We start from the raw sequence: 22826 nt of genomic DNA on the forward strand, positions 1-22826 counted from the left end.
TTTCCCCTCAGTCCCAGATCGAATAGTTGCCGAAGAGCTGGTCGACGAACTCGCTGACCTCGGGATCTCTCCGCGGCCCGGTCTGCACCGTGGCGCCTTCCATCCGTGCGACGTTCCCCATCGGACGCGCCGGCAGGGCGAGCCGCTCCGCTTGCGCGATCAGTGCTGCCTCGTCCGTGCCCGTCATCAGCAGCTCGCGGTCCTCATCCGAGATCCCGAACCTCGCAGCCACCGAAATCCGCAGAGACTCGAGCTGCGCCTGAGAGATCTCACCCTGCAGACTCGCGATCCGCCCCTCGAGCTCTGACGCACGCTCGGCCTGAGCCTTGATCTCGTCGTAGTCCGCAGGTTTCAGACCCTTCTCCGCGTCCAGCAATGCTCGCGCGACCTCGCGATCGATGTCGGCCTGCGTCAACCTGCGTGGAGCAACCTGTGCCGCCACCGTAGCCGGCGTAGGCACGGCCACATCCGGTGCGTCCGTCTGTTCTGTGTCCATCGAATCCATCTCCTATTCGAGAGTTCCCGAGCGCTTCACGAGCGACTCGTACTGCTTGTCCTTTTTTGCGGCATTACATGTCGCATGGCTCGCCGCCTTGTTCGCGAAGTCATCCGAACCGCCATTCGCAATCGCCACGATGTGGTCGACGACGAAGCACATTGGGTCAGGCCAGCGAAGGTCGTAATCAATCGGTCGCCCGCAGAGGTGACAGGCAGGCTTCGTCTTCGCAAAGCGCGCACGGTGCCGCTTCCGAAGCGCGTCACTGCGAGCTGAGCGCGCCACGTCAGACCGCCAACCCTGTGGAAAAAAAAGACCAGGGAGAGACGATCCCAATGCCCGGAGACCCTTTCAGGAGGTGACCAGGGGTGTAGTCCCCCTGGTCACCTCGAGTCCTCAGCGTCGTGTTCACGGTGCTTCGTTCACATGTATGCGACGGTTCGGTTGAATCCGTCGTCGTGGAGCTTCTGCAGCATGTGCACGTCGTTGACGAGGCCCGCAACTGTTGGGTTCTCCTGTGCGAACGCGCCTCGTGCTTCCTTCCATCGGTTGTCGACGGCTCGTCGGTAGAGCGCGTGAGCGAGTGTCTTGTCGCCTGTGCGGAGTGCGCGTGCCATGACGGTTGCGGCCCGGTCGGCGTCGTCGATCGCTTCGGCTCGGTCTTGGGCGTCTCGGAAGGCCATGATGTTGTCGCTGGAGTAGCCGACGTACCCGTCGAGGCGGCGTTCGAGTGCGGTGATCTTGTCGGTGATGACCTTCTTCTCTCGGTTGATTGCGTCGAGTCGCGCGACCTTGCGGTTGGCTTCGAGGTCGGCGATGCGGTCCTTCTTGCCCTGGTCGCTGAGTCCCTCGTCGCGGTTGATGGCGTCGATGTGGCGGCCGTGGGCGTTGCTCGCCTGAGTGGCGGCCGTTCGGAGCTCTTGGACCTTGGTCGCGACCTCGACGAGTTCGGGGCTGTCGGTCTCGTGGATGGTGATGCCGCTGCTGTTGCGGTACTCGAGGGTCATGATTGTTCTCCTTCGGTTGATGGTTCTGTGATGTCGACGGGAGGGACGTTATAGCCCTGCTCCCGAAGTTGGACGTAGTAGGTGTTCAGCGCTGCCGCGTATGCCTCGGGGTCATCCCAGGTGGCAGACAGCGTGGCGAAGTTCAGAGGCATTGGTGCGCTCATGCGGTCCCTCCTGATGGGTCATCTGAAATGAGGCGGGAAGTTATCCACAGCCCCTGGTGAGATGCGAGCGTTAGGCGACTTGTATCTCCTGACGTTGTTCCTGTTCTCCTGTTGTTCCTGAGGGGGACTGCCGTAGTCCCCCATCGGTACTGCCGTAGTCCCCCAACAGGGACTGCCGCAGTCCTGCAACGGGTACTGCCGCAGTACCGCTAGATCGGCGGCGGCGGGCTTCTGCGGTAGACATGCGGAAATTCCGACTCCTCCTCTTGAACTCGTCTGACGACCGCGCCTTCTCGACGTCGAGCGTGATGGCGAACTCTGCTCTGCGACCGTTTCCGCCCGTCTTCGTTCGAACGATGGCCTGCAGGTCCGTGAGCCCCTTCGCGGCCACCTTCACGGCCTTGAACGCTGCTTCTCGCTCCGGGTCGATCACCCCGGCTGAATGGTCAGGCACGCGTCTGCCGAGAGTCAGAGCCATGGCCTCGCGTGAGTCGTAGTAGCGTGGTGGCTTCCCCTCGTCCATGGCGGTCAAGCACATGCCGACAAGCAGCCGATATTCATTCGGTTGTAGTGGGACGTCAACCGCAAAGGCGATCGCGCGTCCGACAAGATTGGCGCCCAAACGGTCACCCCCTTTCGTGTTCAGTTGAAATGCAGATGCCCCGCCGGCCGGGGCGGGGCATCTGGGTCTTACTCGTCAAGCGCGCGCAGCCGTTCGTCGACTGAGGGGTCTCGCTTGAGTGCTCGTGGTGGATCTGGGAGAGATTCGACGTAGGCCGTCACCATCTCGAGCAGTGAGTCGTCTTTGCAGGTGATCTCGGGCTCGTCGTCGATGGGCTGATCTCCGTATGTGAGCGTCCCGTCTGGGTCGACAAACCACCAGTCGCTGATGGTGAACTTCTCATCGTCGAAGTAGTACCGGAACGTCGCCTCGCCGTTGTCGAGGATCTCGATGAACTCGATGACGCGCGCCCACCTGGGGGCGCTCGTTTCGATGGCCGGGTGACTCCGACAGAACATGACCGCTTCCTCGTGTGAGGTCGCGGCGAGATCGCCAGAGATGATCGTCAGCGCGGTCATGCTGCCTCGCTCACGGGCGTGAAGTTCAGCAGACCCAAACGGATCATCTCGGCCTCGAGGAGGTCGTCAGCGAGAGCGAAAAGGTCAGGACGGGTGCTGCGGGCGTCCGGCTCCTCCCGGCTCATGCTGACAATCCCTTGAAGGCGTCCAGGCCGTTTAGAAGCAGCTCGTCGACGACCGTCCTGCTGCCCCTGTCGATCATCATCTCGAGCTCAAGCTGCATGAGCGGGTCGTCGAGGAATGATCCGCAGGGCGCCGACCAGAAGTACGTTCCTGTGGTGGAGTGCCGGCACCTCTTCGCTCTGCCATCCTGCTCCCAGTGTCCGTAGATCCGGGGGAGGAGGTGCAGCATCCGCTCTGCCTCCGCCCTCTCTGTCTCCGTGGAGGGTGCGTAGTTACGGACGATGAACTTCTTCTCGCTCGGGACGCGAAAGGCGCGATAGTGGATCTTGAGCACGCGCCCTCCGTCGCGCGGCTCATACCACCCCTCCTTGTCGATGTCGCCGCCGACCTCGAATCCGTAGTTGGAGTACTTCCCGCGAGGCTGTACAGTGGCCATATCAGTTCTTTCCTTTGTCAGGGTTGTTCTGGTTCAGCCCCGGGTGCAACCGGGGCTTTTTCTTGTGTGCGCGCAGCATTCGACCTCGGCGTGATGGAACGAAGTCCACCCGTTTGCCGATTAGGTCGATGAGAAGCGCGGAGTTGATGACGAACACCGGATGATCTCGGTCGTAGACGACTAGATCCCTTCCCAGTACCAACCGAACGGTGGTGTCTCCCGTGGGGTCGGCGTAGGTGAGTTCGCCGGAATCTTCGGCGGGAACCCGGCTCATGGCTTCGGGCTGTGAGGTAAAGGGGGTTCCGTCAGCTCGCCTCCTGGAAGGCTTCTTCAACGAACGCCTCGACATCGGATGTCTTGAAGCAGACCCGGCCCGCGATCTTCGCGTGCTTAGGTGCGGTTCCCTTCTGGATCATCCAACGGATCTGAGCCGGCGAGCGACCGAGGCGCTCGGCGACGTCATCGACGAAGATGATCTTGTCGACGGTGGGCGCGAGCCCTGTGGAAATGGTCATCCTTGAGTCTCCCATCGAAAAGGTGGATGCCTCCACAGTAATGCATTCCACTCTAATGTTCAACCACCCACGTAAATGTGGAATCATGTCTCGTATGGAACGAGATGACGAGGCGAACTTTGCGCGCAAGATGATCGAGCTGCGCGAGCGCTGGGAGATGAGTCAGAGCGAGGTCGCGCGCAAGATGGTGGAGCGCGGCTTCGACAACTACTCTCAGATGACCGTGAGCCGCACCGAGAAAGGGGAGCGGCCCATACGTCTCGGCGAAGCGCGCGTGCTCGCCGAAGTGCTTGGCTCCAGCCTTGAGTTGATGATGCGGGGCACGCACGAAGAGGAGTTTCTGGGCGCGGTCGAGAAGACTCAGGCCGCGATCAGCACCAAGATGTTCGACGCGGCCTTCGCGCTCTGGGACTACGCGGATCTCACGTCTGACATCGACCACCTCCGTCTCGCGCTGTCAACATTCGACCGCGAGACAGAGAGTGACTCGCGGCGTGCTCTTGAGACCCTTGAGGAACTGAGATTCCCCGTTTCAGCAGTCGCGCTGTGGGCGGCTGAGATGGTTGCAGCTGGCCGAGATCTGACCGATAGGGAACTGCTCCATAGTGACGTGCAGCGACTGAAGCGATTGGCAGGGGACTATGGCAAGCCTGAAGCAACGGCCTGACGGGGTATGGAGAGCGCGCTACCGCGATGAGACGGGACGCGAGTACTCGGCGCACCGTAAGACGAAGCGTGAGGCGAAGGCATGGCTAGATGAGCGGACAGCCGAGCTCGTGGCGGGAACACATCTCTCTCCGAGCAAGTCCCGAATCACGATCGGAGAGTGGGCAGAGACGTGGCTCAAGGGGTACGAGCGTCATCGGGCGTCGACCGTGCGCCAGGCACGCGTGCACGTCCGTGTGATCGTTCAGGATCTGGGTGTGCGACCTTTGCGAGACCTGCGACCCTCTGAGGTACAGCGGTGGGTTGTCCAGCTTGCGGGTCGAGGGTACGCACCGAGCTACGTCTACGCACTACACCGACGCCTGTCGCAGCTATTCGCCGATGCGCAGCACGATGGTCTGGTCGCGAAGAACCCATGCTCGAGGCGCACATCACCCGCGGCAGCTAAGCAGCGTCCCTACGTCGCAACGACAGAGCAGGTTTGGGCACTCCACGATGCCCTGCCAGAACATTTCCGGCCCGTGGTACTGCTCGGCGCCTTCGCCGGCCTACGCGTCGCCGAGATCGCAGCGCTCCGCGCCGAAGACGTCGACTTTATGCGGGGCGTCATCACGCCGGCCATCCAGTATCCGGGTCAGGATCTCAAGACGGAGATGAGTAAGACCCCGATCCCGATACCTGCCGAGTTGGCGGTGCTCCTCAACGCCAACCCGGTGCGGTGGGGGAGCGCGACGATCGTAGTGGGCGCCTTCGGTAGGGCCGTCGCTCCGTACACGATCGAGACGGCCTTCAAAGCAGCCAGGGTGACCGTGGGCGGTCTGCCCGCAGGCTTCCGAATTCACGATTTGAGACACTATTTCGCTTCGTTGCTGATCGCCGCGGGACTGGATGTCAAGACCGTGCAGGCCCGGCTGCGTCATGCTTCTGCGAAGACGACGCTCGACACCTACGGTCACATGTGGCCAGACCGCGACGAGTCGTCACGAACAGCGGTATCGGCGGCGATGATGCGCACGATTCGCGAAGGAGAGAAGGCACTTGATGGGTAAAAAGGCGAAGTCCTCGGCGAAGTTCTGGACGCCGTCCGTCATCCAATGGTTTGGGCTGGCCGTAGTCGTTGCCACAGGCTGGTTTCTCCCGCGCGGCGAGCATTGCATTGTTCGGTGCCCTCCTACGGCTTATCGCACACCTCAACCCGCGGTCAGAGTGGTGGAGGGCCTGGGACTTCGTGGGCAAAGGCTGCGCGGCCGTCGCCGCCGCCATCGCACTGCTCGCGGTCCTCTTCAACTTCTAGGTCCGATGCAGAAAGGCCCCGTCGTGAGACTCACGACGGGGCCTTTCTAAAATTCTGCGGACTCCCTGCGGACTAGACCCGGGGATTCCGCGTCATCTAGCTACACGCCGAAGTACAGCTCGTACTCGAACGGGTGCGGGCGCTGGGCCATCGGCAGGATCTCGTTCTCGTACTTGTAGGAGATCCAGGTCTCGATGAGCTCCTCGGTGAACACGCCGCCCTCGAGGAGGAAGGCGTGGTCCTCGCGCAGGGCCTCGAGCGAGTCCAGCAGCGAGTTCGGCACCTGCGGGATGTTCTTGGCCTCCTCGGGCGGGAGCTCGTAGAGGTCCTTGTCGACGGGCTCGTGCGGCTCGATGCGGTTCTTGATGCCGTCGAGGCCGGCCATGAGCTGCGCCGCGAAGGCGAGGTACGGGTTGCCCGAGGCATCCGGCGCGCGGAACTCGATGCGCTTGGCCTTGGGGTTGGAGCCCGTGATCGGGATGCGGATCGCCGCGGAGCGGTTGCCGGCCGAGTAGACCAGGTTGACCGGCGCCTCGAAGCCCTTGACCAGACGGTGGTAGCTGTTCAGCGTCGGGTTCGTGAAGGCGAGCAGGGCCGGCGCGTGCGCCAGGATGCCGCCGATGTACCAGCGCGCGATGTCGCTGAGCTGGCCGTAGCCGGCCTCGTCGTAGAACAGCGGCTTGCCGTCGTTCCACAGCGACTGGTGGGTGTGCATGCCCGAGCCGTTGTCGCCGTACAGCGGCTTCGGCATGAAGGTGGCGACCTTGCCCCACTCCTCGGCGGTGTTCTTGACGATGTACTTGAACTTCAGGATGTCGTCCGCCGAGTGCACCATGGTGTCGAAGCGGTAGTTGATCTCCTGCTGACCGGCGGTGCCGACCTCGTGGTGCGAGCGCTCCAGGATGAAGCCGGCCTCGATGAGCTTCAGCGTGATGTCGTCGCGCAGATCGGCCGTCTTGTCGACCGGGCTGACGGGGAAGTAGCCGCCCTTGTACGGGGTCTTGTTGGCGAGGTTGCCGCCCTCCTCCTCGCGACCGGTGTTCCACGCGGCCTCCTCGGAGTCGACCTTGTAGAAGCTCTCGCCCGACGTGACCGAGTAGCGGACGTCGTCGAAGATGTAGAACTCCGCCTCGGGGGCGAAGAACGCGGTGTCGGCGATGCCGGTGGAGGCGAGGTACTTCTCGGCCTTCTTGGCGACCTGACGCGGGTCCTTCGAGTAGATCTCGCCGGTGCGCGGGTTGTAGATGTCGAAGACCATCACGAGGGTGCTCGCCTCGCGGAACGGGTCCATGTACGCCGTGGTGACGTCGGGGATCAGCTGCATGTCCGACTCGTGGATGCTCGCGAAGCCGCGGATCGAGGAGCCGTCGAACAGCTGGCCGTCCGTGAAGAAGTCCTCGTCGACGGTCGCTGCGGGGATGTTGAAGTGCTGCTGCACACCCGGCAGGTCGGTGAAGCGGATGTCAAGGAACTTGACGTCGTTCTCCTTGATGTAGGCGAGCACCTCGGACGAATCTTTGAACATGAACAGCTCCTGGATCGGATCGGTGGCTTCACGGCCATTCTGCACAGTACGGCCGGGGCGTTACTCCACGGTATCCGCTTTGTTTCCAGCGTGTTACGCGCCGGTAGGGTTGATGTGTGACGGATGCTGTGAACACGTACCCCGGCGAGAGACTCGGAATGCCGCAGACCGGGACCGGCAGCATCGCCCGTCCCGGGCGCCGGATCGGGGCACTGTTGATCGACTACGTCGCAGCCACGATCATCGCCACCGGTTTCCTCGGCTTCGACCAGTTCGCACTGCCCACGGAGGCCGGTCTCACGCAGTTCGCGCCCATGGCGGTGTTCGCGGTGCTGCAGATCCTCTTCATCCCCACGGCGGGCGGCAGCCCCGGCCACCGCATCCTCGGCATGCGCGTCGTGCGTCTCGGCGGCGGCTGGGTCGGGATCTGGCGTCCGATCGTCCGGACGCTGCTGCTGGTCGTCGTGATCCCCGCCGTGATCTGGGATGCCGATCAGCGCGGCCTGCACGACAAGGCGACCGGCCTGGTGCTCATCCGCGCGTGAGCGGACTCATTCCCGGCCGCGGTTGCGGCGCCGGGCCTCGCGCGGCGCACGACCCCCGACGAAGGAGCGCGACGGGTCGACGACGTACCCCTGCTTGAGCGCCTCGCGCCCGATCAGCATGCGGAAGCCCATCTCGTCCCGGTTGCTCAGCGTGACCTCCGCGAGGACCTCGCGGTCGTAGAGACGGATGAGCAGCTCGACGACGAAACGCTCCTGCGCGTGACCCGAGGAGCTGCGCACGGCACGGCGGTCGTGCACGGGCGACTCCACGTCGACGGCATCCTCCTGGCTGTCCTGCCAGGGCTTCACCCGGAAGCGGACCCACGACACGCCGTCGCGCTCGAACTCATGGATGTCGAACGCATGCAGCGAGGACGTGCGGGCACCGGTGTCGATCTTGGCCTTGAGCCAGTCGACGCCGAGATCGGGCAGGCTCACCCATTCTCGCCACCCGATAAGAGTGTTTGAATGGGATGACTTACTCACCCGACCATCCTGGCAGGAAATCCCTCGTGAAGATCGCAGTGCTCTCCCGTGCGCCGCAGGCGTACTCCACCCAACGACTTCGTGCGGCCGCCCTCCAGCGCGGTCACAACGTCAAGGTGCTGAACACCCTGCGGTTCGCGATCGACCTCACCGCGGACGAACCCGACCTGCACTACCGCGGACGGCAGCTGAGCGACTACGACGCGATCCTGCCGCGCATCGGCAACTCGATCACGTACTTCGGCACGGCCGTCGTGCGCCAGTTCGAGCAGATGGACGTGTACACGCCGAACACCGCGAACGGGATCTCGAGCGCGCGCGACAAGCTCCGGGCGAATCAGATCCTGTCGAGGCACAACATCGCGATGCCGCCGACCGCGTTCGTGCGCAATCGCGCCGACGTGCGCCCGGCGATCGAGCGCGTCGGCGGTGCCCCTGTCGTCATCAAGCTGCTCGAGGGCACCCAGGGCATCGGCGTGATCCTCGCGCCCCAGGTCAAGGTCGCCGAGGCGATCATCGAGACGCTGCACTCCACGAAGCAGAACGTGCTGATCCAGAAGTTCATCTCCGAGAGTCGGGGCAAGGACATCCGTGCGCTCGTGGTGGGCGACCGGGTCGTCGCCGCGATGCGACGCTCCGCCGCGGGCGATGAATTCCGCTCCAACGTGCACCGCGGGGGTTCGGTCGAGGCGATCGAGCTCGATCCCGTGTACGAGCGCGCCGCCGTGCGTTCGGCGCAGATCATGGGACTCCGCGTCGCGGGCGTCGACATGCTCGAGGGCGACGACGGGCCGCTGGTCATGGAGGTCAACTCCTCGCCCGGGCTGCAGGGGATCGAGACCGCCACGAAGCTCGACGTCGCCGGCGCGATCATCGACTACATCGCCGGTCAGGTGGCGTTCCCGGAGATCGACGTGCGTCAGCGTCTCACGGTCTCGACGGGATACGGCGTCGCCGAGCTCATGGTGCACGGCGCGGTCGACCTCGTCGGCAAGACTCTCGGCGAGGCCGGGCTCTGGGAGCGCGACATCACCGTGCTCACCCTGCACCGCGGTGTGACCGTGATCCCCAACCCGCGCAAGCACGTGGTGCTCGAGGCCGATGACCGGTTGTTCTGCTTCGGCAAGCTCGACGAGATGCGCTCGATGGTTCCCGAGCGCCGCCGACGCCGCGCGAAGGTGCGCCGGCTGCCGCGACAGCCGCTGTCCGAGTAGCCGGTGACGACGAAGCGCGGCCGCCCTCGCGAGAGGAGCGGCCGCGCTTCGTCGTCTGTGCGGGATCCGGATCAGCGCGGACGCTGAGCACGGACCTTCGTGGGGTCGATGCCCTTCGGGATGGGCAGCGAGGAGATCGACTGCGACACCGACTCGATGCGCTTGATGACGGCGGCCATGGTGGCCTTGTCGATCGCCTTCGGAAGCTTCTTGATGGTCTTCGAGAGGTCGGCGATGGCGACGTCGTCGTCGCCGTGTCCGACGTAGAGCACCGTGACGGGCACGCCGTGAGCGACGCGAGCGGCCTTGCTGCGCTCGTCGTTGACGAGGCGCGTCAGGCGACCGCGCGAGCCTTCGCCGACGACCACGACGCCGCCGCGGCCGACCGTGCGGTACACGGCGTCCTGCGTCTTGGGGTTGATGCCGACGGGCGTCTCGGACGCCTGCCAGCTGCGTCCGAGGCTCGTGCTCAGCACATGGCCGGTGGCACCGGGCATGCCGTCGATCTTCTGATACATCGCCGAGGTCGACAGGCGGGTCATGAGGAACATCGACCCGAGCACGCCGAGCATGAGACCGGAGATGCCCCAGAGGACGAGCGTCCAGATCTGCGACTGCTGGATCAGGAAGCCGACGATGAGTCCGATGAGCACACCGGCGATCAGGATCGCGATCTGGGCCCAGGGGAGCCAGGGGTACACCTCACGGGTGAACCGGAAGAGCGACTTGATCTGGGAGAAGAACCCCGGGCGCTTCTCGGGTGCGGACGAACGGTTTGCCATGCTCCCAGGATACCGACTCCCGGATGCGGTCATGACGCCGTTCGCGTGGGGCGGATTCCCCGTCGGCTCCTCCTCCACATCCAGGGCGCAAGGCCGATTCTCTCCACAGGCACCCCGATCTGTCCCGCCTCATCGGCGGATGCGCTCTGATGGAGGCCATGACATCGAGCGAGACGACCACGCGACGGGCGAGCGCCCTGCTCCCCGGCGCGTACCGCGTCGTCCGTCGTCTGGCAGCGGAGGAGGGGCCTTTCGCCGGGGCGCTCGTGTCTGACGGGGAGGAGAAAGCCGTGCTGCGGGACGCGGAGGGGCTGTCCGGCTGGGGCGGATGGCCGTACGCGGGCGCGCAGCATGTCGCGGCGCCGATGGACGTGGTGCGACGTGCCGACGGGCACGACGTGCTGCTGCCCTGGTGCACCGAGAGGATCACCGTGTTCCTGGGGCGCCGCGCGCGTCAGGGGAACGTGCTGACGGCTGGGGAGATCAGCACGCTGGTGGTCAGCGTGCTCCGGGGGGTCGGTGAACTCGACGCCGGCCCTCCCGGAGCACGCCGCGGGGAGTGGTGGCTGACCGACGAGGGATGTCCGGTCGTCGTCATCGGGGAGGACGACGACGCGCGTGTGACCGGAGCGAGGCTCGTCGAGGCGGTCGCGGCCGAGACGACGGATCGAGCGCAGAGGCGACTGCTCGACGTCATAGCCGAGGGGCTCCGCCGGTTCGCGGACCGACCGGAGGTCCCGCGGCGCCAGCTCGACATCTGGGAGACGGAGCTGTTGTCCGTCGCTGCTCCCCGTCCTCTGAGCGTCGCAGAGGACACCGCCCCGGACACGTCCGCTGCGGGTGCGGTGCACAGGATCGTCGCCGCGGAGCCGTTCGTGCACCGCCGGGCGGAGCGTCGGCGGATCTCGCCGGCCCATCGTCGGAGGCACGGATGCGTGACGTGTCGGCACCACCGGTGCGGGCGCGTGTCGCGATGCTCGTGCGCACCGTCCTCGTGTCGGTGCGGACGGTCGCTGCGTCGGCCGTAGCGGTGCGGCGGCCTCGGCGCGGCGTCGCGTCCATGGACGAGGAGCGAGGAGGGCGCCCCGGCGGGACGGGACCGGCTCGTCGACGGGTGCCGAAGCTCCTGGTCGGAGCGGTCGCCGCCGGCGCGGTGATCGCGGCGGGCCTGCTGTGGCCGGGCGGAGGTTCGGATGGTCCGGCCGGTGGCGACTCGGCCGCGGGAGGCGCGAGGCACGTCGAGAACCCGGCCGCGGCGGACGTGCCGACCGAGCCGTCGTCGGGCGGCGCGGAGGAGCAGACGGGCGTTCCGCTCGACCCCGCACCGGAGCCCGGCGCGAGGAGTGGAGGAGATCTGGAGGTCATCGGGGCGCGCGTGGTCGCGGCCGTCCGTGCATGCGTCGCCGCCCGCGACGACACCTGTGCGGCGGCCGTGGTTCCCGGCGCCGGCCATGTCGTCGACCTGTTCGAGGCCGCGTCGCAGCGGGACGAGGGCGACGAGAGCATCCAGGTCGTCGACGAGTACGGCGGCGCCGCGGTCCTGCGGCTGTCGACGGGCGCCGAGGCCGGGAAGGGCGCGGAGGCGGGTTCCGGGGCGTACGCCCGCATGCTCGTGCTCGTTCAGGTGGACGAGAAATGGCTGGTCCGCGACGCCTACGACGTCGCGGACCAGCCAGGGTGACACTGCGAGGAGATCAGGCTCCGAGCTGAGCGGCGAACTGCGCCGACTCGAGGCGGGCCTTGACCGCCCCGAGGAAGCGGGCTGCGTCTGCTCCGTCGATGATGCGGTGGTCGTACGAGAGCGCGAGGTACACGTACGAGCGCACCGCGATCGCGTCGGTGCCGCCGACCTTGACGAGGCCGGGCCGCTTGACGACCGTTCCGGTCCCGAGGATCGCCGACTGCGGCAGGAAGACCACGGGGGTGTCGAACAGCGCGCCACGCGAACCGGTGTTGGTCAGCGTGAACGTGCCGCCTGCGAGCTCGTCCGGCTTCAGCTTGTTGTCGCGGGTGCGGGCCGCGAGGTCGGCGATCTCGTGCGCGATCTCAGCGATGTTCTTCGACGCCGCGTCGCGCAGCACCGGGGTGAGCAGGCCGCGCTCGGTGTCGACCGCGATCGAGAGGTTCTCGGTGGCCGGGTACACGATCTGGTCTCCGTCGACCGTGGAGTTCACGATCGGGAAGGCCTGGAGTGCCTCCGCGGCGGCGAGGGCGAAGAACGGGAGGAACGACAGCTTGTCACCGGTCTTCTCGAGGAACGAGCCCTTGACGCTGTCGCGGTACTCCGCCAGAGCCGTCACGTCGACCTCGACGACCGTCGTGAGCTGAGCCGTCTGCTGCATCGACTCGACGGCGCGCTGGGCCAGAACCTTGCGCAGACGGGACATCGGCTGCGTCGTGCCGCGGAGCGGCGAGACCTCGAGCGCCGGAGCGGCGGGAGCCGCGGCGGCGGCCGGAGCGGCCGAGGCCGACTCGGCTGCCTTGAGGACGTCCTCCTTGCGGATGCGTCCACCGACGCCGGTGCCCGTGACGGTCGCGAGATCGACACCCTGCTGCGAGGCGAGGCGACGGACGAGCGGCGTCACGTAGAGGTTGTCGTTCTCGGTCGGGAGCGACAGCTTCGGAGCAGCAGCGGCGGCGGGTGCCGGGGCGGCGGCGGGTGCCGGGGCGGCGGCGGGTGCCGGGGCGGCGGCGGGTGCCGGAGCAGCGGCCTCCGGAGCGGCGGCCTCAGGAGCGGCGCTCGGGGCAGCGGCAGGTGCGGGGACGGCGCCCGAACCGACGCGGGCCAGGACAGCGCCGACGGCGACGGTCTCGTCCTCGCCGGCCACGATCTCCTGGAGCACACCGGCGACCGGCGACGGGATCTCGGTGTCGACCTTGTCCGTCGAGATCTCGAGGAGAGCCTCGTCGACCTCGACCGAGTCGCCGACCTGCTTCAGCCAGCGCGTCACGGTGCCCTCGGTCACGCTCTCGCCGAGTTCGGGGAGCACGATGTCCTTGGCGTCGCCTGCCGGAGCGGCGGCGGGTGCCTCGGCGGCAGGTGCCTCGGCAGCGGGCGCCTCGGCGGCAGGTGCCTCGGCAGCGGGCGCCTCGGCGGCAGGTGCCTCGGCAGCGGGTGCGGCCTCGGCGGGTGCGGCTTCAGCGGCCGGGGCTGCGGCCTCGGGAGCGTCGGCGGCCGGTGCCGCACCGCTGCCGTCGCCGATCCGCGCGAGCAGCGCGCCGACCTCGACGGTCTCGTCCTCGGCGACGAGGATCTCCTCGATCACACCGCTGACGGGGGAGGGGATCTCGGTGTCGACCTTGTCGGTCGAGATCTCGAGCAGGCCCTCATCCGCCTGCACGGTGTCTCCCACCTGCTTGAGCCAGCGGGTGACCGTACCCTCTGTGACGCTCTCACCGAGAGCGGGGAGGACCACGGATGTGCTCATGACGGAGTCTCCTTCAGGAAGTTGTATGACGCTTGTCTAGCTTAGTGACCTGCGCGGCGGTTGGTGTTCCGCCCCGCTGGTCCGGGGGTCTGGGTGGTTCAGAGAGCGTGCAGCGGCTTGCCGGCGAGGGCCAGGAAGGCCTCGCCGAGAGCCTCGCTCTGAGTCGGGTGGGCGTGGATCAGCGGGGCGATGTCCTCCGGGTGGGCTTCCCACGCCACGGCGAGCTGGCCTTCGGTGATGAGTTCGCCCACGCGGTCGCCGAGCAGGTGCACGCCGAGCACCGGACCGTCCTTGAGGCGCACGACCTTGACGAGTCCGCCGGTCCCGATGATCTCGCTCTTGCCGTTGCCGGCGAGGTTGTACTCGTACGCCGCCACGGCGTCAGCTCCGTGCGCCGCGACAGCGGCCTCCTCGGTCACGCCCACCGACGCCACCTCGGGGCTGGAGTACGTCACCTTCGGGATCTGCGAGTCCGGGATGGTCACGGGCGACAGACCAGCGATCCTCTCGGCGACGGCGATTCCCTGCTGGAATCCGCGGTGCGCGAGCTGCAGTCCGGGCACGATGTCGCCGACGGCCCAGACGCCCGGGGCACCGGTGCGCAGGTCCTGGTCGACGGTGACGAATCCACGGTCGAGCGCGACTCCGGCCTCCTCGAAGCCGAGGTCGGCGGTCACGGGACCGCGGCCGACCGCGACGAGCAGGTAGTCCGCCGTGAACTCCTTGCCGTCCTCGAGCGTGACGGTGACCGAGGAGTCGTCCTGCGTCGCGGTCTGGAAGCGCACACCCAGCGAGTATTGGATCCCGCGACGACGGAACGCGCGCTCGAGGCCCTTGCTGAGTGCGATGTCCTCGTTGGGCACCAGGTGCGGCAGCGCCTCGATGATCGTGACCTCGGCGCCGAAGGAGCGCCAGACGCTCGCGAACTCCACGCCGATGACACCGCCGCCGAGGATCAGCACTCGGTCGGGGATCACATCGAGCGACAGGGCCTGCTCGCTCGTGAGGACGCGCCCGCCGATCTCGAGGCCCGGCAGCGTGCGGCTGTACGACCCGGTCGCGAGGATCACGTCGGCCCCGACGTACACGTCGTCGCCCACGCTCACCGAGCGGTCGGCGTTGAGGCGGCCGGTGCCGGCGACGGTCGTGATGCCGCGCGCCTTGACAAGCCCCTCGAGCCCCTTGAACTTCTTCGCGACGATGCCCTCGCGGTAGGCGCGGACGCCGGCCGGGTCGATGCTCTCGAGCGTCGCGGTGATGCCGACGTGCGCGGCGTCGCGCACGTGCTCGGCGACCTCGGCCGCATGGAGCAGAGCCTTGGTCGGGATGCAGCCGCGGTGCAGGCAGGTGCCGCCGACCTTGTCCTTCTCGATGAGGGCCACGCTCTTGCCGAGCTCGCTGGCTCGCAGCGCCGCGGCGTACCCGCCGCTGCCTCCGCCCAGGACGACGATGTCGAAGGTGTGGGTTGTCATGTGGTCATGCCTCCGTGTGGGATGCGTCGGCGAAGGCGATGATCGATCGGACCATCGCCCCCGTTGGACCCTTGTCCGTGAAGCCGTAGGGGGCTCCGTTGTGCTCGCCGGATCCGGCGATGTCGAGGTGCACCCAGGGGATGCGCGGCGCGTCGTCCGCGTCGGACGTGCGGCCGATGAAGCGGCGGAGGAAGAGGCCCGCGTAGGAGGCGCCGCCCATCCTGTCGCCCATGTTCGCGTTCTGCATGTCGGCGATGGGGGAGTCGAGCGAATCCTCCATGTAGTCCGGCAGCGGCATGTGCCACGCCAGCTCGTCGACGGACTTCGCGGCGGCCAACAGTTCGGCGACGGTGTCGTCGTCGCCGAACACACCGGTGTGACGGTGTCCCAGCGCCATCACGATCGCGCCAGTCAGGGTCGCGACGTCGATGATCACGTCCGGGTGCTCGCGGCTCGCGGCGACGAGGCCGTCGGCGAGCACGAGCCGGCCCTCGGCGTCGGTGTTCGGGACCTCGACGGTCGTACCGTCGAGGATGCGCAGCACGTCTCCCGGGCGCAGAGCACGACCGGAGGGCATGTTGTCGGTGATGCAGAGCCAGGCGGTGACATGCACGGGGAGGCCGAGCGTCGCGATCGCCCGCAGCGCGGCGAGGCTCGTGGCGGCTCCTGCCATGTCGAACTTCATGCCGACCATGGAGGCCGCGGGCTTGAGCGAGAGTCCGCCGGTGTCGAACGTGATGCCCTTGCCGACGAGGGCGATGTGCCGTGTGGCGTCGGCGGGCGCGTAGTCCAGTCGGACGAGGCGCGGCGGGCGGTCGGAGCCCTGCGCGACGCCGAGGATGCCGCCGAAGCCCTGTGCTGCGAGGGCCTCCTCGTCGAGGATCTCGACGGTGACGTCGAGGTCGGCCACGCTGTCCGCAGCGCTCTGCGCGAGCTGCGCGGGGCTCTGCCATTCGGCGGGGGTGAAGACGAGGTCCTTGATGAGCGAAACGGCATCACCCACCGCGGTCGCCTTCGCGACGGCAGCGTCGTCGACATCGGCGTGCAGGATGACCGACGTCGCGCGGGCCTTCCCCTTCTCACGGCGGTAGCCGTCGAAGCGATATCCGCCGAGCACGGCGCCCTCGGCCGCGGCATCCGCGAAGCTCTCGAGCCCCGGTGCCAGGGCGAGGGAGACCGTCTCGAACCCGGTGAGGCCGCGCAGCGCGGCGCCGACGGCGTTTCGCACCGCGGCGGCGTCCGGATCCGTCCCGACCCCGACGACCGCGAAGGGCAGGGTCGTCGTCTCGGGGGCGTGCACGCGCGTGAACGCCGACGCGGAACCCGTGTACCCGACGCCCTTCAGCGCCTCGGCGAGTCCGGGGTAGCCGGAGAGCGGTTCGACCGAGTCGCTGATCTCGGGGATGACGAGCACTGCGGCGTCTGCAGCGCTTCCGGGGAACTGATCGGTGGTGCGCGAGAGCGCGGGAAGCGTCATGCCTCCATCCTAGGGACCACGATGCCTGCGGTCGTCGCGCGACGTGTTCGCTGTGAGCATGACGGCCGCCGCCCTCCCGTCCGCCCCTGCTCGTAGCATGGAGTCATGCCCTTCTCCGGAGACATCCACGAACGTGTCGCGAACGCGCCGGCGGTGCCGCGCGGGCTGCCCCTGGTCCTGCTCCTCACGGGCTTCACGGACGCGGGGAACGCGGTCTCCGGTCTCATCGAGCACCTGCGCGAGACCACGTCCCCGCAGCCGATCGAGATCTTCGACAACGACGTGCTGCTCGACTACCGGGCGCGTCGACCGGTGATCGCCTTCGATCAGGACCACCTCACCGAGTTCCGTCCGGCTCGGCTCGAGCTCTCGCTCGCCACCGATGCCCTCGGGCAGCAGTTCCTCCTCCTCGCGGGCTACGAGCCGGACTTCGCCTGGAACGAGTTCGCGCGCACCGTGCTCGACCTCGCTTCCGAGTTCGAGGTGTCCGGTCTCAACTGGGTGCATTCCATCGCGATGCCGGTGCCGCACACGCGGCCGATCGGCACGACGGTGAGCGGCAATCGCCGTGAGCTCACGGTCGCGCACTCGGTCTGGCGCCCGCGCACCCAGGTCCCGGCCACGGCCGGTCATCTCCTCGAGTTCCGCTTCGCGGAGCGCGGCGACCGCGTCGTCGGCTTCGTGCTGCTCGTCCCGCACTACCTCGCCGAGACCGAGAACCCGGATGCCGTGATCGCGGCCGCCGAGCGGCTCATGGCGGCGACCGGTCTGGTGCTGATGCTCGACGAGGTGCAGGAGCGCCGCGAGGACTACCTGTCCCGCGTCGACGAGCAGGTTCTGGGGAACGACGAGCTGCAGCAGATGGTGCACGGTCTCGAGCGCCGGTACGACGCCTACATGGCGGGCCGTGATCCGGAGGACGCGTCGTACGACGAGGGCGGGTTCAACGAGCGCGACCTGCCGAGCGCCGACGAGTTGGCGGCGGAGCTGGAGCGCTACCTCGCCTCGCGGCGCACCGGCGACGAGGACAAGCCCGGTCGCGGCTGAGCCCGACGGGCGGCGAGTTCGCCGGGATGCACCTGCACACCCGCACGTGTGGGTATACTAGGAGTCCGACCCGTTGTCAATCGATCTCCCCGGAGATCGGGCTTGACAAGGGTCTTACTAGTGTCCGAAATGTCCCGAGGCCGCCTGCGGCCCCGTGAAAGGCGAAACGTGACTCCTGCCACGACGAAGAAAACCCGGACGAAGAAGACCGCCGAGGCTCCCGAGGTCGAGCCCCAGGCGGAGGAGACGGCCGAGAAGCCCGCGCCCAAGACCGCCGCGCAGCGTGCGGCCGCCAAGCGCGCTCCCGCGAAGAAGAAGAAGTCGGACGACATCGTCGAAGATGACGAGTCCACGGCCCCCGCGGCCGAGGAGGCCGACGAGGACGAGGACGACAAGAAGCCGGCCTTCACCGAGCCGCTGCCCACGGGTGCGATCGTCATCTCGTCGAACGACGACGAGGACGTGCCGGTCTACTCGACGCAGATCACGGGCGCGACGGCCGACCCGGTCAAGGACTACCTGAAGCAGATCGGAAAGGTCGCGCTGCTGAACGCGGCCGAAGAGGTCGAGCTCGCGATGCGCATCGAGGCGGGTCTGTTCGCCGAGGAGAAGCTCTCCGCGATGTCGGCGGCCGAGAAGACCGGCCAGCTCGGTCTCGACCTCCAGTGGGTCGCCCGCGACGGCCAGCGCGCGAAGAGCCACCTCCTCGGTGCCAACCTGCGACTCGTCGTCTCGCTCGCGAAGCGCTACACCGGCCGCGGCATGCAGTTCCTGGATCTGATCCAGGAGGGCAACCTCGGTCTCATCCGCGCGGTCGAGAAGTTCGACTACACCAAGGGCTTCAAGTTCTCGACCTACGCGACCTGGTGGATCCGTCAGGCGATCACGCGCGCCATGGCCGACCAGGCCCGCACCATCCGCATCCCGGTGCACATGGTGGAGGTCATCAACAAGCTCGCCCGCGTCCAGCGGCAGATGCTGCAGGACCTGGGCCGCGAGCCCACGCCCGAGGAGCTCAGCCGCGAGCTCGACATGACGCCCGAGAAGGTCGTGGAGGTGCAGAAGTACGGCCGCGAGCCCATCTCCCTGCACACCCCGCTCGGCGAGGACGGCGACAGCGAGTTCGGCGACCTGATCGAGGACACCGAGGCCGTCGTGCCGGCGGACGCCGTGGGCTTCACGATGCTGCAGCGTCAGCTCGAGCAGCTGCTCGACTCGCTGTCGGAGCGCGAGGCCGGAGTGATCCGGATGCGCTTCGGCCTGGGCGACGGTCAGCCGAAGACGCTCGACCAGATCGGCGACACGTTCGGCGTGACCCGTGAGCGGATCCGTCAGATCGAGTCGAAGACCATGGCCAAGCTGCGCCACCCGAGCCGCTCGCAGTCGCTGCGGGACTACCTCGAGTGATGCAGGCGAACGAGGGCAAGGCGCTCGAGGCGAGCGTCGAGGGGACGAGCTACGCGCGGATTCCGCTGAAGACGCGCGTCGTGATGCCGAACGACGACCTCGACTCCGTCATCACGGAGTACGCGAAGGACGCCGTGCAGCCGGGCGACCTGCTGTTCGTGACCGAGAAGATCGTCGCGATCACGCAGGGTCGCTCATACCGTCTCGACGAGATCACGCCGCGCCCGCTCGCCCGCTTCCTCTCCCGGTACGTCGTGCGCACCTCGTACGGCATCGGCCTGGGCATGCCCGAGACGATGGAGATGGCGCTGCGCGAGTGCGGCACCCTGCGGATCCTCTTCGCCGCGGGTGTCTCGGTGATCACGAAGGCGTTCGGCCGTCGCGGGGACTTCTACCGCATCGCCGGCGACAAGGCGCGCGCGATCGACGGCCCTACCAAGAACACGATCCCGCCCTACAACGAGGCGGTCGTGCTCGGTCCGAAGAACCCGCGCGAGGTCGCGCAGCGCGTGCAGAAGCTCGTCGGCGCCCAGGTGGATGTGGCCGTGGTCGACATCAACGATATCGGCGGCAACATCCTGGGTTCGACGCTCGACAAGGCGGGGGAGCGCCGGCTGGTGCAGATCCTCGGCGACAATCCGCTCGGCCAGGGCGGACAGTCCACGCCGGTGGGCATCGTCCGCGCGGTCTGAGTCGCACAAAGACCCTCTGTTTCTGCCGTTCGGCAGAAACAGAGGGTCTTTTGGTGCCGTTCGGCAGAAATAGACGGGGGTGTCTGCGCTCAGAAGCCGATCGCGGCCTGATAGCGCGGCTTGTGACCGGTCCGGATGCCGGTGACGCTGGGCTTGTTCTCGTAGACGCCCGCGCCCCAGTTGCCCTCGACGAGCACGGGGCCGTCGGGCGTCACCACGACGTCCCAGCCGACGTACTGGACCTGCGGGACGACGCGGGCCGCCTGGTCGACGAACTCCCGCACCTGGTCCATCAGCGGCAGCTGGAAGTCGGCGATCGTGAACCCGGAGTCCGGGTGGGTGACGTGCACGTGGCCGTGCGAGTCGTAGCCGGGGCCGACGGCGTGGCCGTCGTCGTCGAGCATCGTGTAGAAGCCGCCGAAGCTCATCTGGTCGCTCACCGCGCCGCGGCCGAACTTCTGCGCGATCGCGAGGATGTGCGTCTTCTCGCCGTCGAAGAAGGCGGTGACGCGCGTCGTGTTCACGGTGCCGGGGCAGACGGCGGCGAGGTCGGCGTGCTGGCGGATGACCTCCTCGACGAGGACCTGCTTCTTCGACAGCAGCTCCGCGTGGAACGCGGTCCAGTCCGTGACGTCCTTCGCGTGATAGCGGTGCACGCCGGTGCCGGCCTGACCGTGCGTCTCCTTCACGACGATCGTGCCCTGGCGCTCGGTGAACGCGCGCAGCTCCTCGGCGTTGTCGGCCGTGATCAGCATCCACTCGCGCTTCAGCAGAGCGTCGAACCTGACGTTGAACTCGGCCTTGTCATGGAACAGGTGCCGGTAATCCGGGTGGTCGTACTGCTGCGAGATCTGATTCGACACGGGGTGCGTCATGTACGTGTTGCGCTCGGCCTTGGACAGGATCGCGAAGTCGTAGTCGATGTAGTCCTGGAAGCCGACGTTGTGCCGACCGGCCGACCACAGCATGTCGACAACGACCAGCGGCACGGGCTTGCCGTGCTGGGCCGACGCCTCCTTGGCGCGCTCGATCACGGAGCCGACGTCGATGCGCCGGGCGCGATCCATCAGGTAGCGGACGCGGGGCGCGAGGGAAAAGCGTGACATGGATCTCCAAGTTCGGGGGTCCCGTCCAGTCTACGGTGGGGCCGCCGGGCATCCTGGGAGGGCGGAGTTAGGCTGGTCGGGTGTGTGAGACGTCTTCCAGTTCCCGCCCGCGTGCGCTGATCTCCCGGTCCGCTCTCACCGCCGCGGCGTCCGCGGCGGTCGCCGCCGGAGGGCATCTGGCCGACCTGCGGCGCGACGCCTGGGGTCATGGCGTCCGAGCCGTCGCACCGGCCGTGATCGCCGCAGGAGCCTCTGCCGTGCGTGTGGATTCCGTCGCCGAGGTCGATGCTCTCGCGGAGCACGGCGTGCCCGCCGTCACCGCGGGCGAACCGGACATCGACGCCCGCCTCCTGTACGGGCTCTCCGCGGCGTCCGATGTCGTCCCGGTCCTGCGGCTCGTCGGACGCGTCCTCTCCACCAAGCCTCTCGAGGCCGGGGATGCGGTGTCGTACGGATACACGTTCCGGGCCGGGGCGCCGACGACCGTCGCCCTCGTGACCGGCGGCTACGCGCAGGGCATCATGCGTTCGCTGGGCAACCGCGCCGACGTCGAGATCGGAGGACGGATGCGCCCCATCGTCGGCCGTGTGGCGATGGACGTGTGCGTCGTCGATCTGGGGGCTGCCAGTGCGATCGACGTGGGCGCGGAAGCGACGTTCTTCGGGGGGCGTGGTCCCGCCGCGGAGTCGCTCGCCCACTGGAGCGAGGCGACCGGGCTCGGCGACGCCGAGCTCCTCGCGGTCGCCGCAGCGCACGCCGATCGGGGGTGGGAGGCATGACCCGCCCTGTGCTGCGGATCCGCACCGACAGGTTCCTCGCGAACATCGCCGCGGTGCGCGCGCGCATCGCCCCTTCCGACCTCATGATCGTCGTGAAGGACCAGTCCTACGGGCATGGGCTCGCATGGGCCGTGGACGCCGCCGTGCGGGCGGGCGTGACCTCGTTCGGGTCCTACGACATCCGCAGCGGTGTCGAGATCAGGACTCTTCTCGGCGACACGGCGCACGAGGAGGTGCGGATCTTCGCGTGGGCGACCTCGACGGACGAGGAGATCGACGCGGCGCTGGAGCACCGGATCGACCTGGGTGTCGGGACGGCCGAGTACCTGGACCGTGTGCTCGCCCGCGCGGCGGAGCGGGGGATCCTCGCCCGGATCCACCTGAAGATCGACACGGGGTTGCATCGCAACGGCCTCCTCCCCTCGGAGTGGCCGGACACGATCAGGCGCGTGCGGGCGGCCGAGGCCGCGGGGCACGCCGCCCTGATCGGGATCTGGAGCCATCTCGCCGAGGCCAGCGACGCCGAGGACGACGACGCCCGCGCGGTGTTCCTCTCGGCGATCCGCATCGCGGAGCAGTCGGGGCCGACCCCCGAGGCGTTGCACCTCACGGCGTCGGCGGCATCCTGGTGGCGGCCCGAGCTGCGCGGCAGCGTCTCGCGCATCGGGGCGTTCTGCTACGGCATCCGCTCGGCGGACGGCCCCGACCTCGACGGCATCCTGCCGATCGCGGAGCTCATCGCGCCGGTCGTCGACGTCGCCGGTGGAGAGGCGCTGATCGGGATCGGGTCGTTCGACGGGCTGCCCTCCTCGCTCGCCGGAGCGTCGGTGGGGACCCCGGCCGGCCCCCGCGGGATCCGGCGCGTCGGCGAGGCGTCCACAGCGGTCGAGGGGTGGGACGGGATGGCCGTCGGCGACGAGGTGCGGGTCTTCGGCGCCGGAGAGAGCGGCGAGAGCAGCGCGACCACCCTGGCCGAGCGCATCGACACGGTGGGCGAAGAGATCCTCACCCGCCTCACCCCGTTCGTGCGCCGCGTGATCGTGGACTGACGACCGGGAGCGGATACAGAAGGAGCCCGTCGGATG

Annotated in this window: 27 protein-coding genes; 11 read left to right on the top strand and 16 right to left on the bottom strand. The window is 67.7% G+C overall.

Going from position 1 to position 22826, the window contains the following annotated elements; translation table 11 throughout:
* Positions 1-7 precede the first annotated feature (7 nt).
* From ACIPY8_RS17155 to ACIPY8_RS17195, 9 genes are all read right to left on the bottom strand, one after another.
* Positions 8-496 carry a hypothetical protein gene (locus ACIPY8_RS17155; protein WP_400820788.1) on the bottom strand — a complete coding sequence of 163 codons (489 nt, stop codon included), beginning with the start codon at positions 494-496 and terminating at the stop codon, positions 8-10.
* Between the two features lie 12 nt (positions 497-508).
* Complete coding sequence (locus tag ACIPY8_RS17160) at positions 509-781, bottom strand: HNH endonuclease (protein ID WP_400820790.1); 273 nt, start codon at positions 779-781, stop codon at positions 509-511.
* Between the two features lie 137 nt (positions 782-918).
* Complete coding sequence (locus tag ACIPY8_RS17165; RefSeq protein WP_400820792.1) at positions 919-1503, bottom strand: hypothetical protein; 585 nt, start codon at positions 1501-1503, stop codon at positions 919-921.
* Positions 1500-1667: a hypothetical protein gene (locus ACIPY8_RS17170; RefSeq protein WP_400820794.1), complete on the bottom strand. Its 168-nt coding sequence runs from the start codon at positions 1665-1667 to the stop codon at positions 1500-1502. Before ACIPY8_RS17170 ends, ACIPY8_RS17165 begins: the two co-directional genes overlap by 4 nt.
* A 690-nt stretch (positions 1668-2357) precedes the next feature.
* Positions 2358-2747, bottom strand: coding sequence for a hypothetical protein (locus ACIPY8_RS17175; protein WP_400820796.1), 390 nt, complete (start codon positions 2745-2747; stop codon positions 2358-2360).
* Complete coding sequence (locus ACIPY8_RS17180; RefSeq protein ID WP_400820798.1) at positions 2744-2872, bottom strand: hypothetical protein; 129 nt, start codon at positions 2870-2872, stop codon at positions 2744-2746. The genes ACIPY8_RS17175 and ACIPY8_RS17180 overlap by 4 nt, the downstream gene beginning before the upstream one ends.
* Positions 2869-3306 (bottom strand): hypothetical protein, encoded by a 438-nt coding sequence (locus tag ACIPY8_RS17185; RefSeq protein ID WP_400820799.1) that lies wholly within the window; start codon positions 3304-3306, stop codon positions 2869-2871. Before ACIPY8_RS17185 ends, ACIPY8_RS17180 begins: the two co-directional genes overlap by 4 nt.
* A gap of 1 nt (position 3307) precedes the next feature.
* Entirely contained in the window at positions 3308-3580 is a 273-nt protein-coding gene (locus ACIPY8_RS17190) for a hypothetical protein (protein ID WP_400820801.1), read from the bottom strand.
* Positions 3581-3611: 31 nt separating this feature from the next.
* Positions 3612-3821 (bottom strand): helix-turn-helix transcriptional regulator, encoded by a 210-nt coding sequence (locus ACIPY8_RS17195; RefSeq protein WP_400820803.1) that lies wholly within the window; start codon positions 3819-3821, stop codon positions 3612-3614.
* A 94-nt stretch (positions 3822-3915) separates the two neighbouring features.
* Between ACIPY8_RS17195 and ACIPY8_RS17200 the strand changes: the two genes are divergently transcribed.
* Entirely contained in the window at positions 3916-4488 is a 573-nt protein-coding gene (locus ACIPY8_RS17200; protein ID WP_400820804.1) for a helix-turn-helix transcriptional regulator, read from the top strand.
* Between the two features lie 520 nt (positions 4489-5008).
* Positions 5009-5536: a tyrosine-type recombinase/integrase gene (locus ACIPY8_RS17205; RefSeq protein WP_400820806.1), complete on the top strand. Its 528-nt coding sequence runs from the start codon at positions 5009-5011 to the stop codon at positions 5534-5536.
* 345 nt (positions 5537-5881) lie between these two features.
* Here the strand turns inward: ACIPY8_RS17205 and glnA are convergent, their stop codons facing one another.
* A complete protein-coding gene (glnA, locus tag ACIPY8_RS17210; protein WP_400820808.1) occupies positions 5882-7306 on the bottom strand; it encodes a type I glutamate--ammonia ligase in 1425 nt (474 codons plus the stop codon).
* Between the two features lie 158 nt (positions 7307-7464).
* Between glnA and ACIPY8_RS17215 the strand changes: the two genes are divergently transcribed.
* Positions 7465-7851, top strand: a complete 387-nt coding sequence (locus ACIPY8_RS17215) for an RDD family protein (RefSeq protein WP_400820971.1) — start codon at positions 7465-7467, stop codon at positions 7849-7851.
* A 6-nt stretch (positions 7852-7857) separates the two neighbouring features.
* Here ACIPY8_RS17215 and ACIPY8_RS17220 read toward each other — a convergent pair whose 3' ends face one another.
* Positions 7858-8337, bottom strand: a complete 480-nt coding sequence (locus ACIPY8_RS17220) for an ATP-dependent zinc protease (RefSeq protein WP_400820811.1) — start codon at positions 8335-8337, stop codon at positions 7858-7860.
* A 26-nt stretch (positions 8338-8363) separates the two neighbouring features.
* Between ACIPY8_RS17220 and ACIPY8_RS17225 the strand changes: the two genes are divergently transcribed.
* Positions 8364-9551, top strand: a complete 1188-nt coding sequence (locus tag ACIPY8_RS17225; RefSeq protein ID WP_400820813.1) for a RimK family alpha-L-glutamate ligase — start codon at positions 8364-8366, stop codon at positions 9549-9551.
* 71 nt (positions 9552-9622) lie between these two features.
* Here ACIPY8_RS17225 and ACIPY8_RS17230 read toward each other — a convergent pair whose 3' ends face one another.
* The gene (locus tag ACIPY8_RS17230) at positions 9623-10333 is read right to left on the bottom strand and encodes a DUF4191 family protein (protein WP_400820816.1); all 711 of its coding nucleotides are present in this window, start codon (positions 10331-10333) and stop codon (positions 9623-9625) included.
* A gap of 158 nt (positions 10334-10491) precedes the next feature.
* On the opposite strand from ACIPY8_RS17230, the gene ACIPY8_RS17235 reads away from it, so the two are divergent.
* Both ACIPY8_RS17235 and ACIPY8_RS17240 read left to right on the top strand, forming a co-directional pair.
* Complete coding sequence (locus ACIPY8_RS17235) at positions 10492-11361, top strand: hypothetical protein (RefSeq protein WP_400820819.1); 870 nt, start codon at positions 10492-10494, stop codon at positions 11359-11361.
* A 32-nt stretch (positions 11362-11393) separates the two neighbouring features.
* Complete coding sequence (locus ACIPY8_RS17240) at positions 11394-12014, top strand: hypothetical protein (RefSeq protein ID WP_400820822.1); 621 nt, start codon at positions 11394-11396, stop codon at positions 12012-12014.
* A 13-nt stretch (positions 12015-12027) separates the two neighbouring features.
* Here the strand turns inward: ACIPY8_RS17240 and sucB are convergent, their stop codons facing one another.
* The 3 genes from sucB to ACIPY8_RS17255 all read right to left on the bottom strand — a co-directional run bounded on the left by sucB (position 12028) and on the right by ACIPY8_RS17255 (position 16710).
* Positions 12028-13761 carry a 2-oxoglutarate dehydrogenase, E2 component, dihydrolipoamide succinyltransferase gene (sucB, locus tag ACIPY8_RS17245; protein ID WP_400820825.1) on the bottom strand — a complete coding sequence of 578 codons (1734 nt, stop codon included), beginning with the start codon at positions 13759-13761 and terminating at the stop codon, positions 12028-12030.
* A gap of 98 nt (positions 13762-13859) precedes the next feature.
* Positions 13860-15233 (bottom strand): dihydrolipoyl dehydrogenase, encoded by a 1374-nt coding sequence (gene lpdA, locus ACIPY8_RS17250; RefSeq protein ID WP_400820828.1) that lies wholly within the window; start codon positions 15231-15233, stop codon positions 13860-13862.
* 4 nt (positions 15234-15237) lie between these two features.
* Positions 15238-16710 (bottom strand): leucyl aminopeptidase, encoded by a 1473-nt coding sequence (locus ACIPY8_RS17255; RefSeq protein WP_400820830.1) that lies wholly within the window; start codon positions 16708-16710, stop codon positions 15238-15240.
* A gap of 105 nt (positions 16711-16815) precedes the next feature.
* On the opposite strand from ACIPY8_RS17255, the gene ACIPY8_RS17260 reads away from it, so the two are divergent.
* The 3 genes from ACIPY8_RS17260 (at position 16816) to ACIPY8_RS17270 (ending at position 19856) form a co-directional block, all read left to right on the top strand.
* The gene (locus ACIPY8_RS17260) at positions 16816-17757 is read left to right on the top strand and encodes a proteasome assembly chaperone family protein (RefSeq protein WP_400820833.1); all 942 of its coding nucleotides are present in this window, start codon (positions 16816-16818) and stop codon (positions 17755-17757) included.
* Between the two features lie 129 nt (positions 17758-17886).
* Positions 17887-19164, top strand: coding sequence for an RNA polymerase sigma factor (locus ACIPY8_RS17265; protein ID WP_400820835.1), 1278 nt, complete (start codon positions 17887-17889; stop codon positions 19162-19164).
* Entirely contained in the window at positions 19164-19856 is a 693-nt protein-coding gene (locus tag ACIPY8_RS17270) for a coenzyme F420-0:L-glutamate ligase (protein ID WP_400820838.1), read from the top strand. The genes ACIPY8_RS17265 and ACIPY8_RS17270 overlap by 1 nt, the downstream gene beginning before the upstream one ends.
* 89 nt (positions 19857-19945) lie before the next feature.
* On the opposite strand, the gene ACIPY8_RS17275 is transcribed toward ACIPY8_RS17270, so the two are convergent.
* A complete protein-coding gene (locus tag ACIPY8_RS17275) occupies positions 19946-20962 on the bottom strand; it encodes a sugar-transfer associated ATP-grasp domain-containing protein (protein WP_400820840.1) in 1017 nt (338 codons plus the stop codon).
* Between the two features lie 80 nt (positions 20963-21042).
* Between ACIPY8_RS17275 and ACIPY8_RS17280 the strand changes: the two genes are divergently transcribed.
* Both ACIPY8_RS17280 and ACIPY8_RS17285 read left to right on the top strand, forming a co-directional pair.
* The gene (locus ACIPY8_RS17280) at positions 21043-21741 is read left to right on the top strand and encodes an alanine racemase (protein WP_400820843.1); all 699 of its coding nucleotides are present in this window, start codon (positions 21043-21045) and stop codon (positions 21739-21741) included.
* On the top strand, positions 21738-22790 hold the full coding sequence (locus ACIPY8_RS17285; protein WP_400820845.1) for an alanine racemase: 1053 nt from the start codon (positions 21738-21740) through the stop codon (positions 22788-22790). The genes ACIPY8_RS17280 and ACIPY8_RS17285 overlap by 4 nt, the downstream gene beginning before the upstream one ends.
* Positions 22791-22826 lie beyond the last annotated feature (36 nt).

The organism is Microbacterium sp. NPDC089696, assembly GCF_044749125.1.
Classification (GTDB): Bacteria; Actinomycetota; Actinomycetes; order Actinomycetales; family Microbacteriaceae; genus Microbacterium.

Coding starts and splice junctions, on each gene's coding strand:
- ACIPY8_RS17155 (WP_400820788.1), bottom strand. CDS start 496: ATGGACACAGAACAGACGGACGCACCGGATGTGGCCGTGCCTACGCCG.
- ACIPY8_RS17165 (WP_400820792.1), bottom strand. CDS start 1,503: ATGACCCTCGAGTACCGCAACAGCAGCGGCATCACCATCCACGAGACC.
- ACIPY8_RS17170 (WP_400820794.1), bottom strand. CDS start 1,667: ATGAGCGCACCAATGCCTCTGAACTTCGCCACGCTGTCTGCCACCTGG.
- ACIPY8_RS17175 (WP_400820796.1), bottom strand. CDS start 2,747: ATGACCGCGCTGACGATCATCTCTGGCGATCTCGCCGCGACCTCACAC.
- ACIPY8_RS17180 (WP_400820798.1), bottom strand. CDS start 2,872: ATGAGCCGGGAGGAGCCGGACGCCCGCAGCACCCGTCCTGACCTTTTC.
- ACIPY8_RS17185 (WP_400820799.1), bottom strand. CDS start 3,306: ATGGCCACTGTACAGCCTCGCGGGAAGTACTCCAACTACGGATTCGAG.
- ACIPY8_RS17190 (WP_400820801.1), bottom strand. CDS start 3,580: ATGAGCCGGGTTCCCGCCGAAGATTCCGGCGAACTCACCTACGCCGAC.
- ACIPY8_RS17195 (WP_400820803.1), bottom strand. CDS start 3,821: ATGACCATTTCCACAGGGCTCGCGCCCACCGTCGACAAGATCATCTTC.
- ACIPY8_RS17200 (WP_400820804.1), top strand. CDS start 3,916: ATGGAACGAGATGACGAGGCGAACTTTGCGCGCAAGATGATCGAGCTG.
- glnA (WP_400820808.1), bottom strand. CDS start 7,306: ATGTTCAAAGATTCGTCCGAGGTGCTCGCCTACATCAAGGAGAACGAC.
- ACIPY8_RS17215 (WP_400820971.1), top strand. CDS start 7,465: ATGCCGCAGACCGGGACCGGCAGCATCGCCCGTCCCGGGCGCCGGATC.
- ACIPY8_RS17230 (WP_400820816.1), bottom strand. CDS start 10,333: ATGGCAAACCGTTCGTCCGCACCCGAGAAGCGCCCGGGGTTCTTCTCC.
- ACIPY8_RS17235 (WP_400820819.1), top strand. CDS start 10,492: ATGACATCGAGCGAGACGACCACGCGACGGGCGAGCGCCCTGCTCCCC.
- ACIPY8_RS17240 (WP_400820822.1), top strand. CDS start 11,394: ATGGACGAGGAGCGAGGAGGGCGCCCCGGCGGGACGGGACCGGCTCGT.
- sucB (WP_400820825.1), bottom strand. CDS start 13,761: ATGAGCACATCCGTGGTCCTCCCCGCTCTCGGTGAGAGCGTCACAGAG.
- lpdA (WP_400820828.1), bottom strand. CDS start 15,233: ATGACAACCCACACCTTCGACATCGTCGTCCTGGGCGGAGGCAGCGGC.
- ACIPY8_RS17255 (WP_400820830.1), bottom strand. CDS start 16,710: ATGACGCTTCCCGCGCTCTCGCGCACCACCGATCAGTTCCCCGGAAGC.
- ACIPY8_RS17260 (WP_400820833.1), top strand. CDS start 16,816: ATGCCCTTCTCCGGAGACATCCACGAACGTGTCGCGAACGCGCCGGCG.
- ACIPY8_RS17265 (WP_400820835.1), top strand. CDS start 17,887: ATGTCCCGAGGCCGCCTGCGGCCCCGTGAAAGGCGAAACGTGACTCCT.
- ACIPY8_RS17270 (WP_400820838.1), top strand. CDS start 19,164: ATGCAGGCGAACGAGGGCAAGGCGCTCGAGGCGAGCGTCGAGGGGACG.
- ACIPY8_RS17275 (WP_400820840.1), bottom strand. CDS start 20,962: ATGTCACGCTTTTCCCTCGCGCCCCGCGTCCGCTACCTGATGGATCGC.
- ACIPY8_RS17285 (WP_400820845.1), top strand. CDS start 21,738: ATGACCCGCCCTGTGCTGCGGATCCGCACCGACAGGTTCCTCGCGAAC.